We start from the raw sequence: 13,296 nt of genomic DNA on the forward strand, positions 1-13,296 counted from the left end.
GGCATGGACGTGTTTAGCAATCTAGGGAATTCGGCCACGCTGCTCTCTCTCGCTATCTTCCTGGCGGCGGTAGCCTTTTTCTTACTGGCCGCCTTTATCCTCATCCCGGTCTTCCAGACGAGGAAGCTGGTCACACAAACCCTCATGGCCGAGGGGATCACCAATCGCCGCTCGCTCCATGCTCAGCAGGAGCTCAACAGGATTTCCGCGCAGCGGCCGGTCGATGCCTATTTCCGCTCCTTGGAAAAGGAACGCGGCGAGCCGAATGCCCTGGAAGCGAAACTGTTCCGGGCGGGATTCTATCAGTCAAGCGCGCCGGTAATTTACACGCTCTCTCGCCTGGGCGCCGTCTGTATCGGCTTCCTGGCCTGTTATGCCCTTCTATCGCGGGTGTTGCCGCCGCAATTGCCGGGGTTCGTGGCATTTGCAGGGTCAGCCTTGATCGGGCTTGGTTGCCTGGTTATTCCCAGCATTGCTCTCGACCGCTTCGAGAGCCGGCAAAAGCAGGTCTATCGGCGCGGCTTTCCCGATTTCATGGACATGATGATCACCTGCGCCGATGCCGGGATGAGCCTCGAGGCGGCCGTGGAGCGCGTCGGCGCCGAATTGGCCGGCACCCACAAATGGCTGGGCATCCAGCTTTCGATCGTGACCCTGCAGTTGCGTGCGGGCAAACCCTTGCGCGAGGCATTGCGTGAACTTGCCGACCGCATCGGGCTTGACGAGGCGCGCGCCTTGGCCGTTCTGTTTCGCCAATCGGAAGAGCTGGGCACCAGTCTTACGGACGCGCTGCGCATTTACAGCGACGAAATGCGCAACCAGAGAATCATGAGCGCTGAAGAACGTGCCAACGCCTTGCCGGTCAAGATGATGATCCCGCTGGGTCTCTGCATCTTTCCGGTCGTGATGATGGTCGTCATGTTGCCTGTGCTCATCCGCATGAAGGGCATTTTCTTCTAAATGTTTATATGCTTTGGTTCTAAAACGGAGTCGGGGACTCTTGGGAGACAAGATGACAAGGCCAATGCGCCTCGCAGCCGTAGCCGCAGCCAGTCTTTTGATTGCGCTTGCCGGTTGCCAAACGAATGGTGCGGACAGCACCGATGGTGTCGTGCGCACCAACGAGCCGTCGAAAGGCGACGTGACGGCCTTTGGCGATGCCTTCGACGGGCTGAAGACAGTCGGCAATGTCGAATATTACGCCTCGGACCAGGCCGTGGCCGAAGCCACGAACCAGTTCCGCGCCGAAAATTATGGCAATGCTGGTGCCTTGTTCTTCAAGGCGACGCAGCTGGCGCCGAATGACGGCGGTGCCTGGATGGGGCTGGCCGCTTCGTGCGACCGCATCCACCGCTTCGATCTCGCCGATCGGGCGTATGGCCGAGCCTTCAAGCTGGTTGGCGCTTCACCCGAATACTACAACAATATCGGTTATTCCTACCTGTTGCGCGGCAAGCTGCAGGACGCCCGCAGCAGTTTCCTGAAGGCCTATGAACTGGCGCCAAACGACCCGACCGTGGCCAACAATCTGAAGCTGCTGTCGTCGAGCGTGCAGAACATCGAGCGCTAGCATGTTGCTCGTCGAAGTGCTGCTGCTGAAGGCACTGGCCATACCCCTGCTCGCAAGGATTGCGTGGCTGGACTTCACGACACAGAAGATAGCCAATCGCGACGCTCTGCTGCTGCTCTGCCTGGGGGCGGGATCGCTGCTGCTTTTGTCGCTTCAGACCGGATCGTGGTGGGACATGGGGCTGAGCGCTATCGCCGCGCTTGTGCTGTTCGTGGGGCTTTTTCCGTTCTGGGTTCTGCGAAAGGTCGGCGCAGGCGATGTCAAGCTGATGGCAGTCGTGCCGTTTCTGGTCGGTGGAAATGATCTGGTCGGGTTTTCCATCTTGCTGCTGCTGTTCGCCCTCGCCACGGCCATGGTTGTGAAGAATCCATTCTTGCTCCCACAAGGCGCCTTCCGCGTCTACGTGCAACACCTCGATCGCAAAGGTGTCGTCCCGTTTGGCGTACCTATCTCCGTGGCGTCGATTTGCATAATTGCCTTGCAGGTCGGATACGGCTTTGTGGTCCCTGGCTCTCTATCGATGTGAACAATTATCGGGCGCTGGGCTACCCGCGCGCTGCTTCTTCGGGCGTCGGCTTGACGACGGCATCCTCTGTACTCCGGCCCTGTTGAGTACCGCGCACGAACGGGTAGCCGTGTTGGCCGATATAATCCGTCGGGATCGGCTCATCGACACCGTATTTCTCGGGCATTCTGGAGCCTGGAATATGAAACGTCCCAAACAGCGCGTCGATGATGGCCAAGTGACTGGCGAAGTTCTTGTCATAGGCGTCGCGTTGATCGGCGTGATGCCAATGGTGGAATTGGGGGCTTGCGATCACCCATTTGAGCGGCCCGAAGTTCATCCTGACATTGGCATGTAGAAGCAACGCGTGCCCGGTAGCGATGATGAAGTATACGGTGATGGCCTCTGACGAAAATCCCAGAAAGAATATAGGCAGAAGCGAGACAGCCTTGGTGATGATCTGGTCCACCGGATGCGCCCGGAAAGCAACCATCCAGTCCAACTCCTCGATGCCGTGATGGATGGCGTGAAATCTCCAGAGCGCCGGGATGGCGTGAAACGCCCGGTGGGAGGCGTAGACACCCAGATCGGCCAGGATGATGATCTCTGTGACCTGGAGCCATGTCGCCTGACCACTCACTGTCATCGTTACCTTCTCAGGTACCAAAGATGCCGAGACACCCATTGCCCCTGCCGCCATAACGAAAATGCAGATCTTGAGGAAAGCCCCGTTGACCATTGCGTAGATCACATCGGTGGCAAGACCCTTGCGGAATATCTTCTGTTGCGTCCGCAGGGCGAGGAGGTGCTCCAGCGGTACGAAGATCAGGGCACAAATGAGCAGCGTTTTCAGACCAAAGAGGTCCATCGGCTCCATCTCTCAATGTCATTTACCAGAGGAGTGAACCACTTCATGCTCCCTCACACAAGGCAATGGTTTCCAAACAGTTAACCGGTGCGCGCTGACCTTCTAGCCGGGACGCTTTGATGACCTCGATGACACATCTCGATTGGTAGCGAGTTTGGCCGTTAACGCTTTGGAAACCATTTGCTTGTCGGCGCACGCAAGGAATGCTTCAGTGCTGCTTTGCAGGGGGCCAAAATGTTGAATGAAGATTTTCTCGGCCGGATCGCGATCGTCTGTATCATGACGGTCCTGGCGGTTCTCAGCGCGATTCCTCTGCTCGCCTATTTTCATCAGAACGGATCGGCAAATTCGCTGGCCGTCGTCAATCAAGTCTTGGCGACTGTTATATCCGCCCTGCAGGTTTTCCTGACGGTCGGTCGCCTCCCGCCAAAAGGAACCGCGCAGGGAATCGAGCCAAGGGTCACTTCTGTAGCCGGAACTTTCCTGATCATCGTTGCAATGTTTGTGACCCCAGCACTGGAAAGCGAGGCAGCGCAAATGGTCGCGCTGTGCTTGATTTTCGTCGGCATGGTGGGCTCCGTGTTTTGCCTCTACTGGCTCGGCCGCTCGTTCTCCATTATGGCTACGGCCCGGCAGTTGGTTACCTCTGGCCCATATTCCATTGTTCGCCATCCGCTTTACATCTGCGAGGCGACGTTCATTCTTGGGATGATCCTTTCGCACTTGTCGGTGTTGATGGTGGCGTTAGGCGCGGTCCAATTTCTTCTGCAGTATCGACGTGCACGGAACGAGGAAGGTATCCTTCGGCAGACGTTCTCCGAATATGATGAATATGCTCGGCGCGTTCCGATGCTTCTGCCGCGTTTTCGTCGTTCGGAAGTGCCAGCACCTGGCCAGTGATAAGACCGCCACGCTTCCAGAACAATGAGAGGCAAGCCCCAGCGATCATTTTGGTGAAATGGTTCCGCACCAGAACGCTCGATGATGTCACGATCGTGATAGCTGCGCCGACACCTTGCCGGACAAGCGGGTCGATGGCTAAATAGACCACCACAAGGGGGAGAAGGCATCATGGCACTTCACCTTTCGGCGGATACCCCGGCTTCAGTCGCGACCGCCCCGCAAAAATATCTCTTTGGCCCGTTCATCGACTTCTTCATGCTTGGCGGAAGCGCGCTTCTCATCCTGCCGGTCCTGTATTTCCTGCCGCTGCGGTATGAAGCCACCGTGACGCTGACGATGTTCTTGCTCTCGCACCTGATAAACCAGCCGCATTTCGGTCATTCGTACCAGATCTTCTATCGCAATTTCGCGCGCAAGGTGCGCGGCGAGGGCTACGGCCGGAGCCTCCAGATCCGCTATATTCTCGCGGGCATCGTCGTCCCGCTGGCGATGATTGCCTTCTTTGCCTACGGCGCGCTGACGGGCAACGCCCGCCTGCTGGGCAATGCGACAAACGCGATGGGCTTTTTCGTCGGCTGGCATTACGTCAAGCAAGGCTACGGCATGCTGATGGTGGATGCCGTGCTGAAGCGCAAATTCTTCAGCGATCAGGACAAGAAGGTGTTGCTGTTCAACGGCTACGCCGTCTGGCTGTTCGCCTGGCTTCAGACGAACGTGGTGATCACCCAAAGGCAGTTCTGGGGCCTGGACTATTACACCTTCGCGGTCCCGCCATGGCTCATCACCATCGCCATGTCGATCGCCGCCGCCTCCTCTGCGGCAACCGCGGTGATGTTCATCAACCGCTGGCGCAAACATGGTGGGGCGCTGCCCTATAATGGCGTCGTCGCCTACGTCGTGTCCCTCTATGCCTGGATCCTGTTCGTGACGCTGAACCCGCTCTGGCTGCTCGTCGTGCCGGCGATGCATTCGTTGCAGTACCTGGCCGTGGTCTGGCGCTACCAGACCAATGTCGAGCGCGACCGTGCGGATGCCGTCGAGAGGCCGGCATTGAAGGCCCTGTCCGTTCTTGGACCGCTATACAGGCTGCGCGTGCTGGCGTTCGTGGTCTTCGGCGGAATTCTTGGGGCGCTCGGTTTCTGGCTGGTGCCAATGGCGCTGACGGCCATGGTTCCCTACAACAAGGCGGTGCTCGGCTCGTCGCTTTTCCTCTTCATCGCGTGGATATTCATCAACGTGCACCACTACTTCCTGGACAATGTGATGTGGCGGCGCGGCAATCCGGAAGTCTCGAAATATCTGTTCCGCTGAAGCGGTCGGTTGAAGTCATTCCCGGGCAGGGAAGGCCCATTCCCGGCGCGAACACGATTCGTTAACCAAGATGCTGTTCATCGACAGGACGAGTTCGTAGGACGGATGCCCGCCCGGCTGGCGAAGACTGCGTGTCCAGGGTTCGAAAGGAAGGCTCCGCTTCCGGCGAAGTCGTCAAATCGCCCGAAACAAGAACAATGTGCAAGGCATGAACGTGACTGAAAGCGAACAGAACGCGCCCGGCGCCTCCCATCGTTGGACATGGCTGCCGGCCATTGTCGTCGCGTTGCTTTGCCTGTGCGTCACCAGTGCGTTCGCCGAGACGCGCGCCTTGAAGATCCAGCATCTCCATACCGGCGAGAAGGCCGAGATCGTCTTCAAGCGCAACGGGCGCTACGATCAGGCGGGATTGAAGAAGATCAATTTCATGCTGCGCGACTGGCGCCGCAACGAGCCGACCAGGATGGATCCGCGCCTGCTCGACCTCGTCTGGCAGGCCTATCGCGCCAGCGGCTCGAGCGGCTATATCCATGTCGTCAGCGCCTATCGCTCGCCGGCGACCAACGCCATGCTGCGCAGCCGCTCGAAGGGCGTGGCCCGGGAAAGCCAGCACATGGTCGGCCGCGCCATGGATTTCTTCCTGCCGGATGTGCCGCTGAAGAAACTGCGCGACATCGGCCTCAGGATGCAGGGCGGCGGTGTTGGTTACTACCCGACCTCCGGCTCGCCTTTCATTCACATGGACGTCGGCAATGTGCGGCATTGGCCGGGCATCAGCCGCCAGGAACTTGCCAGGGTCTTCCCGAACGGCAACACGCTGCATGTGCCGAGCGACGGCAGGCCGCTGCCCGGCTACGACCAAGCGCTTGCCGCCTACAAATCGCGCAAGACCGCCGGCACGCCCAACATCGAGCTGGCAACCGCCGACGGCGGTCAGCGCAAGTCGCGCGGCCTGCTGGCGACGCTTCTGGGCGGTCGCGGCGCCGACGAGTCCGGGGATATCGTCGAAGCCGCACCCGCGCCACGCAAACCGGCCAAGTCCGTTGAACCCAAGACCGCGGGGCAGGGCATCGCCGTCGTGCCGCCGCAGGCAGCCCAGCGGGCGGACATCCAGATGGCTTCCGCCGGTGCGGCCGAAGAACCGCTCGCTGAGCAGAAGGGCAAGACGCCGGAAGCGATCGTCATGGCCATGGCGCCCAGCGCGGTGCCGTTGCCCGCCTTCGCCCCGCGCGCCGTTGCCACGGCCAGCATTCCGGCCCCGCAAACCGCGCCGTTCGCGATGGCTCGCGCGTCCACGGCGCAGGCCGAACCCTCCGTGACCAAGCCGGTGGTGGCCAATGCCGAAATGCCCTTGGACAAGACGGAAGCCGCTGCCGCGAGCGCGCCGGACGTGGTGGCGCTCAACGTCCCCTTGCCGACATGGCGGCCGCAGACTGAGGCAAGCCTGGCGCGTCAGCCGGAAGCGGTCAAATCCGCCGATGCCGTCGCTGCCTTGCTGGCCATGCACCATCCCGATGTCGTCCTTGATGGATCGGCCGCTCAGCGGGTTGCCGTTCCGGCACCGAAATCCGAGGATCGTGTCAGGACCAGCCCCAAGGCCGATCGTGTCCAGCCACGCCTCGATCCCGAGGCCACCGCCGTGATTGTGCCCGTGGCGGAGCGCGGCATTTCCGGGGGAACCGGCGCGGCAGCGGCGCCCGTCATTGCAGCCAATTTCATCCGCACGGCCCCGCAGCAGGTCTATCTCGACGGATTCCAGCCGCGGGGACAGACGTCGGATCACCGCCGCTTCACAGGTTCCGCCGTGAAATTCCTGCCCATCGCCAGTTTCAAATAGGGGGCGAAGGCTTCCGAGCGGATGCCACCCGTCGCCATGGCATTGGCCAGACGCCGTGTGCCAATATCGGCATTTGCACTGGTGGCTCGCCCGTGATCCAAGGCGACGATAAATCCAGGCTTTGCATTTGGAGCGCTGAATGACCGGATGGACACGCCGCGGGCTCTTGAAAACGGCCGCCATCGCTGGCGCAACCGGAGTGGGGCTCTCGGCCATCGGCAGGCTTGGCAGCCTCGCCGCCGCCAGCCCGGAACCGGTGGTGCTGCAGACGGCCAAAATCCAGGCCAGGCTGATGGATATCGGCCCGACCAACAATGTGCTGACCTATGGCAATGCCGGAATGCCGCCAGTGCTGAGGATGAGGAAGGGCGAACCCTTCGCGGCGCGCCTGGTCAACGCCATCGATGATCCCACGACCATCCATTGGCACGGCATTCGCCTGCCCAACAAGATGGATGGAGTGCCCTTCCTGGTGCAGCCTTACGTCTACACCGGCGACCATTTCGACTACGCCTTCACGCCGCCCGACGCCGGCACCTTCTGGTATCACCCGCATTGCAACACGCTGGAGCAGATGGGCCACGGCCTGACCGGCGTGATCGTTGTCGAAAACCCGAACGATCCGAAATTCGAAGCCGAGTTCGTCCTCAATCTGCGTGACTGGCGCCTGGGCGACGACGGCCAGTTCATCGACCAGTTCCGGCCGCGCGACGCCGCGAAAACCGGCACCTACGGCACCGTGCGCACCGCCAACTGGCTTGACCAGCCGCAATATGACGCGCCGGCCGGAGGCCTGGTGCGGCTGCGCGTGGCCATCACCGATGTCACCCGCATCTATGCCTTTCGCGTCGACGGCGCCGAGGCGATCGTGATGGCGCTGGACGGCAATCCGGTGCCCGAGCGTTTTTCACCCGATGCCTTGCTGCTTGGGCCGGGACAGCGCATGGAGCTCGCGATCCGCATGCCAGACCAGGAAGGCGCGGTGGTGAGCCTGCGCGATGTCAGGGGCACCAGGCCCAAAATCCTGGCGACCGTGCGGGCGACGGGCAGTTCGCTCAAGCGGGATTTTCGCGACGTTGCGCCGCTGGAGGTCAATCCGGTGGCGGAGGTCGATCTCGCCGCCGCCCAGCACATTTCCCTGGCGCTCAGCGCCACGGCGGAAAACGTCCCGAGCGACGGCATCTGCGGTTCGCTAGGCTACAGTTTCTGGGCCATCAACAAGGTGCCGTGGCCAGGCGATACATCCGATCCGACCGCGCCGCTGGCCGAACTGAAGCTTGGCAAGAGCTATGTCATCGACATGGAGAACCTGACGCCGCAATCGCATCCGATGCATCTGCACGGCATGAGCTTCAAGGTGCTGTCGTCCTCGACGCGGCCGGTGCAGCCGCTGATTTCCGACACCTATCTTATCCAGCCCAACGAGAAGGTTCAGCTCGGCTTCGTCGCCGACAATCCCGGCGACTGGCTGCTGCACTGCCACATCATCGAGCACCAGAAATCGGGCATGACGAGTTACGTCAGGGTGGTCTGAAGCCAGGTTCGAACGGTTTCGTTGGCAAAAGCGGGTGGTTCCCTGCTATTGCCGCATCCAAAATCAAGAAACTGTGGACATCTCACGCATGACCAATGTCGCCTTGACCGGACTTGCCCGCGATCTCGCCAGCCGTGCCGCCGACGGTCGTCCGGTGCGCATCGGTGTTATCGGTTCGGGCGAGATGGGAACAGACCTCGTCACGCAAGGCATGCTGATGCCAGGCATTTCGGTCTGCGCCGTCTCCACCCGGCGCCCGCACACCGCGCGTGATGCCATCCGCATCGCCTATGGCGACGAGGCGATGGCAGTCGAGGCAGACGCGGCGTCGAAAGTCACCGCGGCCATCGAGGCAGGAAAGATCGCCGTCACCTCGAACGAGCTGCTGGTCACCAATCCACTGATCGACGTCGTCATCGACGCCACGGGAAAACCGGGCGTCGCCGCCGATTTCGACCTGATGGCGATGGAGCATGGCAAGCATCTGGTGATGATGAATGTCGAGGCCGACGTCACCATCGGGTGCTATCTGAAGCAGCAGGCCGACCGGCTTGGCGTCGTCTATTCGGTTGGCGCCGGCGACGAGCCGTCGAGCTGCATGGAACTGATCGAGTTCGCGTCCGCCCTCGGCCTGACCATCGTCTCGGCCGGCAAGGGCAAGAACAACCCGCTCAACCACGACGCCATGCCCGACGACTATCGCGAGGAAGCGATCCGCCGCAACATGAACCCGCGCATGCTGGTCGAGTTCGTCGACGGCTCCAAAACTATGGTCGAGATGTGCGCCATCGCCAACGCCACCGGGCTGGTGCCCGATGTGCCCGGCATGCATGGCCCGAAGGCCGACCGCGACGATCTCGTCAAGGTGCTCATCCCGCGCGAGGATGGCGGACTGTTGTTGAAAAAGGGCGTCGTCGACTACACGATCGGCAAGGGTGTGGCGCCCGGTGTCTTCGTCATCGTCGAGGCCACACATCCGCGCATCATCGAGCGCATGGACGATCTGCATATCGGCCATGGTCCCTACTACAGCCTGTTCCGGCCCTATCATCTGACATCGCTGGAAGTGCCGCTCACCGCTGCCCGCATCGTGCTTTCCGGCAAGCCCGACATGGTGCCGCTGCCAAGGCCGGTCGCCGAGGTCTGCGCGGTCGCCAAGCGGGACCTGGCGGCCGGCGAGACCTTCGATGCGATCGGCGAGACCTGCTACCGTTCCTGGACGATGACCGTCGGCGAAGCCCGAGCCCAACGCGCCGTGCCGGTCGGCCTGCTCGAGGGCGGCAAGGTGCTGAAACCGGTCAGGAAGGGCGAACTGCTGACCGCCGACAACGCCGCGCCCGACCAGACGACGAGGCTGTTCGCCTTGCGCCGGCTGCAGGACGAGATGCTGTACGGGGCGTACTAAGCGCTTACTTCCCCAACTCGATCGATCGCAGCCGCGCCGCTTCCACGGCCTGCGTCAGCAGGTTGGGTCAGCCGGTCTTCGCCCATCAGCACGCCAAGCGCCGCAGCCGTCGTGCCGTTCGGGCTGGTCACCTGCTGGCGCAGCACGCCCGGTTCCTCCTGGCTTTCGGCGGCCAGCGAGGCGGCCCCATAGACCGTCTGCATGGCGAGCAGCCTGGCGGTTGCCTTCGGCAGGCCCGCCTTCTCGGCGGCCACGGTCAGCGCTTCGATGAAGTGGAAGATGTAGGCCGGCCCGGATCCCGACACGGCGGTCACCGCATCCATCAGACCCTCGTCGTCGATGGTGGCCACTTCGCCGCTGGCCGACAGCAGGTCGGCGACAAAGCGCTTGGTATCATCCGAGACGAGCGGGTTGGAAAACACCACCATCATGCCCTTGCCGATGGAGGCGGGCGTGTTGGGCATGCAGCGCACGACAGGCGCGCGGCCGCCGAGGATGTCCTCGAAGGTGGCGACCGGCGTGCCGGCGGCGATGCTGACGAATGTGGTGCGTCCGTCGCCGAAACGCTTGTAGGGCGGCGGTGACATCGCGGATCACCTGGGGTTTTACCGCGATGACGACAAGGTCGGGCACGGCGTCGCCTGGAATCTCACTGGCATCCGCTGATGTGGCGCAGCCAAGCGTTGCGGCGCGCTGGCGCAGCTCGGAATTGGGTTCGACCACGAAAACCGCCGAGGGTGCAAGCTTGCCGGATTTCAGCCAGCCCGAAAGCATGGCGTAACCCATATTGCCGCAGCCGGCGAGAACAAGCCTGATCGTCATCGAAAGCCCTCCGAAGGAAGGCTTTGACATAGACGCTCACGGTTCAGGGGGGAAGCCCCGTCAGGACGGACCGGGCGATCGCACGTTACGGTTGGAGCTACGCACTGGGATCGGCCGTAGCGACACCTGTCTCAGGCCAAGCACGCCGAGCACGAAGAACAGCCAGACCGGGTCGCCGCGATGGAAGAAGAAGCTTTCGAGGAAAGCGTTGAGCGCGGTGAACAGCACCACCATCATGAAGAAGTCGCCGAGATAGATGTTTTCCTTGCGCAGCGGAATGCGCATGTAGTCGCGCAGCGGCGCGATCAGGAAAGTATAGACCGCCACGCAAAGGGCGGGGATGCCCATCAACACGGCGATGTCGAGATAGCCGTCATGGCCGTGCACGATGGTCCTGATATCCCATGGCCGGTCGAAGGGCTGGTCCTGGTTGAGCAGCAGCGGCGTGCCCCAGAAGCTTTCATAGCCGTAGCCGGTCCATGGTTTCTTCGCCAGCATCGAGCCGGCGAACTCCCACAGCGTCGTGCGGCCGGTATAGGTCATGTCGGGAAAATAGATCGCCGCCAGATGCTTCACCGGCGGCAGGAAGACGATGCCCAGCGTGCCGACCGCGGTGGCGATGATCGCCAGCGTAAACAGGATCGGCGTGCCGAGCCGCATGCCCATCAGGCTCGGCAGAACGACGATCAGGATTGAGAACGGCACCAGGCCGGCGGTGGTCTTGGAGCCGGTGTGCAGCATGAAGATCATCGCGGCGCAGAAGATACCCGCGCCCCACCAGCGTTGCCCGCGCCGGTAGAGGTAGAGGCCGGCGAAACTAAAGCAGGCCATGATCGGGCCTGCGATGTTCTTGTGGGTGAACACGCCGCGCCACAGGCCCGCATGTTCGGGCTCCTGGGAATCGGCCGTGTGCAGCGCTTCGTGCGGAAAGACGATCAGGCCGACATAGGAGAGGCCCATCACCACCACGGCGGTGAATATGATGACTTTCGAGAAGGACTCGGCATCGCGCGGCAGCGCCAGGATCGTTGCCATGGTCAGGATGCCGATCATGGTGAAGGACGCGGCGCGCATCGCCGAGGGCGGGTCGGTCGCCAGCACCACCGACAGGAAGAAGAAGCCCAGCATCAGCGCCCAGGACGGGCTGAGCAGCGAGCGCACGATGCGCGGATCGGCAAAGGCCATCAACGAGAAGATCGAAACGGCGCCGAGCGAGCCGAAGCCGAGCTGGTTGACGATGTCGCCGCCGTCGCCGGTCAGCTCGGCGCCGGCCGGCTGGAACGGGCGGAAGGACACCATGATGACGGTGAACAGCAGTGCGGCGACGGCCGTCGCCACGCCGTCGCGCGTGAACGCGTCGCTGAGCGGGGCGCGCTCAGTTTTTCTCGGGCTGGCGATACTGCTCATTGGCATATCCGAATTCGGCCAGCACGCGGCCGAGCGCCACATGGACGGGGTAGATGGCGATCGCCGGCGATCCTGTGCGCGCCAGCCGGACCAGGCCGCGAAACGGCGCGGCGGCCAGCAGCGCCAGGCTTTTCGCCAGCACCCTGGCGCCGGCCAGCGGCGTGCCGGCGCGCTTCTTCTTCTCGACCAGCGTCGAGATCACGCCGTTGCGCAGGCTGCGGGCCCGGATCCAGTCGGGCTCGACGCGCCGCGCCGGGACGGTCTCGCGAACCTTGGCCTCGGCACACCAGCCGAGCACAAAGCCCTTCTGCGCCGCACGGCTGAGAAAGTCGGAATCGCCGCCGCCCATGAAGTTGAATCTGAGATCGAGGAAGGGCGGCCCCATGGCGATCAGCATGTTGCGCCCGACCAGAAGATTGCCGGACGAATAGAGCGCCGGCACGCGCCCGGTTTCCCGGTAGGGCGGCGCGAACACCGGATGCTCCGCCCATCTCGCATGGACAGCGTCTGCGAAGACAGGCACTTGCGGGCCGCCGACAATATCGGCGCCGAGCGTCTCGGCAGCCGTGCACATGCGTTCCAGCCAGTGCGGATCGGCGATCTCGTCATCGTCGATGACCAGCAGATGCCTGAAGTTCGGAAAGTGCAGCATCGCCGTCTGCCAGCCGGCATTGTAGGCGCTGCAATTGCCGCGCTCATGCGCGATGATGACCATGCCCGGCATCCCGCCACGCTCGAACAGCGGCAGCACCGCCTTGGCGCCTTCCCGCGCCTCGGCTTCGTTCTCCATGACGATGACGGCAAAGCGCCTGCCGGTCCGCTGCGCGCGCAGCGAAACCAGCGTTTCCAGCACCTGTTCGGGCCGCTTGAAGGTAGGCAAGGTGACGACCGCTTCGACAGCCTCGACGTTAAGCCGGGGAGACCGTCCAGCGATCGATACCGAACCATCCGATGGCAAAGGGATCATCCGTGTCCAGCCACATGGTGAGTCGCGTTCTGGTAGCACCACGGTGATAAGGTTTCGTTAATCACCTTGCACGGAGAGGCCCGTCGGGCAGGGGCTTTCGGCCGTTGATTGTGCTCGCTTAATCAAGGGTTCACCGCGCTTTGCTACCGGCTACACCACAGGATAGG

At 62.3% G+C, this 13,296-nt stretch carries 11 protein-coding genes and 1 pseudogene; 8 read left to right on the forward strand and 4 right to left on the reverse strand.

The window, feature by feature from the left end; translation table 11 throughout:
• The first annotated feature begins 3 nt into the window (after positions 1 to 3).
• Genes ACVILI_RS09685 through ACVILI_RS09695 form a run of 3 tightly spaced genes read left to right on the forward strand, consistent with a single transcriptional unit; the run spans position 4 to position 2,096 of the window.
• Entirely contained in the window at positions 4 to 960 is a 957-nt protein-coding gene (locus ACVILI_RS09685; RefSeq protein WP_051726716.1) for a type II secretion system F family protein, read from the forward strand.
• A 52-nt stretch (positions 961 to 1,012) separates the two neighbouring features.
• The gene (locus ACVILI_RS09690; protein WP_051726717.1) at positions 1,013 to 1,570 is read left to right on the forward strand and encodes a tetratricopeptide repeat protein; all 558 of its coding nucleotides are present in this window, start codon (positions 1,013 to 1,015) and stop codon (positions 1,568 to 1,570) included.
• A gap of 1 nt (position 1,571) precedes the next feature.
• On the forward strand, positions 1,572 to 2,096 hold the full coding sequence (locus tag ACVILI_RS09695) for a prepilin peptidase (protein ID WP_038644597.1): 525 nt from the start codon (positions 1,572 to 1,574) through the stop codon (positions 2,094 to 2,096).
• Positions 2,097 to 2,115: 19 nt separating this feature from the next.
• On the opposite strand, the gene ACVILI_RS09700 is transcribed toward ACVILI_RS09695, so the two are convergent.
• On the reverse strand, positions 2,116 to 2,952 hold the full coding sequence (locus ACVILI_RS09700) for a sterol desaturase family protein (protein WP_038644599.1): 837 nt from the start codon (positions 2,950 to 2,952) through the stop codon (positions 2,116 to 2,118).
• A 171-nt stretch (positions 2,953 to 3,123) separates the two neighbouring features.
• Here ACVILI_RS09700 and ACVILI_RS09705 point away from each other — a divergent pair, with 171 nt between their 5' ends.
• From ACVILI_RS09705 to ACVILI_RS09725, 5 genes are all read left to right on the forward strand, one after another.
• The gene (locus tag ACVILI_RS09705) at positions 3,124 to 3,843 is read left to right on the forward strand and encodes a methyltransferase family protein (RefSeq protein WP_240565064.1); all 720 of its coding nucleotides are present in this window, start codon (positions 3,124 to 3,126) and stop codon (positions 3,841 to 3,843) included.
• Between the two features lie 171 nt (positions 3,844 to 4,014).
• A complete protein-coding gene (locus ACVILI_RS09710; protein ID WP_038644601.1) occupies positions 4,015 to 5,157 on the forward strand; it encodes a hypothetical protein in 1,143 nt (380 codons plus the stop codon).
• A gap of 208 nt (positions 5,158 to 5,365) precedes the next feature.
• Entirely contained in the window at positions 5,366 to 6,994 is a 1,629-nt protein-coding gene (locus ACVILI_RS09715; protein WP_038644603.1) for a DUF882 domain-containing protein, read from the forward strand.
• Positions 6,995 to 7,133: 139 nt separating this feature from the next.
• A complete protein-coding gene (locus ACVILI_RS09720) occupies positions 7,134 to 8,528 on the forward strand; it encodes a multicopper oxidase family protein (protein WP_038644605.1) in 1,395 nt (464 codons plus the stop codon).
• An 88-nt stretch (positions 8,529 to 8,616) separates the two neighbouring features.
• The gene (locus tag ACVILI_RS09725; RefSeq protein ID WP_038644607.1) at positions 8,617 to 9,933 is read left to right on the forward strand and encodes an NAD(P)H-dependent oxidoreductase; all 1,317 of its coding nucleotides are present in this window, start codon (positions 8,617 to 8,619) and stop codon (positions 9,931 to 9,933) included.
• Positions 9,934 to 9,937: 4 nt separating this feature from the next.
• Here ACVILI_RS09725 and proC read toward each other — a convergent pair.
• The 3 genes and pseudogenes from proC to ACVILI_RS09740 form a co-directional block, all read right to left on the reverse strand.
• Positions 9,938 to 10,755: pseudogene (proC, locus tag ACVILI_RS09730) on the reverse strand (pyrroline-5-carboxylate reductase).
• A gap of 60 nt (positions 10,756 to 10,815) precedes the next feature.
• Complete coding sequence (locus tag ACVILI_RS09735; protein WP_038644609.1) at positions 10,816 to 12,162, reverse strand: O-antigen ligase family protein; 1,347 nt, start codon at positions 12,160 to 12,162, stop codon at positions 10,816 to 10,818.
• Positions 12,131 to 13,129 carry a glycosyltransferase family 2 protein gene (locus ACVILI_RS09740; protein WP_038644611.1) on the reverse strand — a complete coding sequence of 333 codons (999 nt, stop codon included), beginning with the start codon at positions 13,127 to 13,129 and terminating at the stop codon, positions 12,131 to 12,133. Before ACVILI_RS09740 ends, ACVILI_RS09735 begins: the two co-directional genes overlap by 32 nt.
• Between the last annotated feature and the right edge of the window lie 167 nt (positions 13,130 to 13,296).

The sequence above is a fragment of the Mesorhizobium sp. USDA 4775 genome (assembly GCF_054062655.1).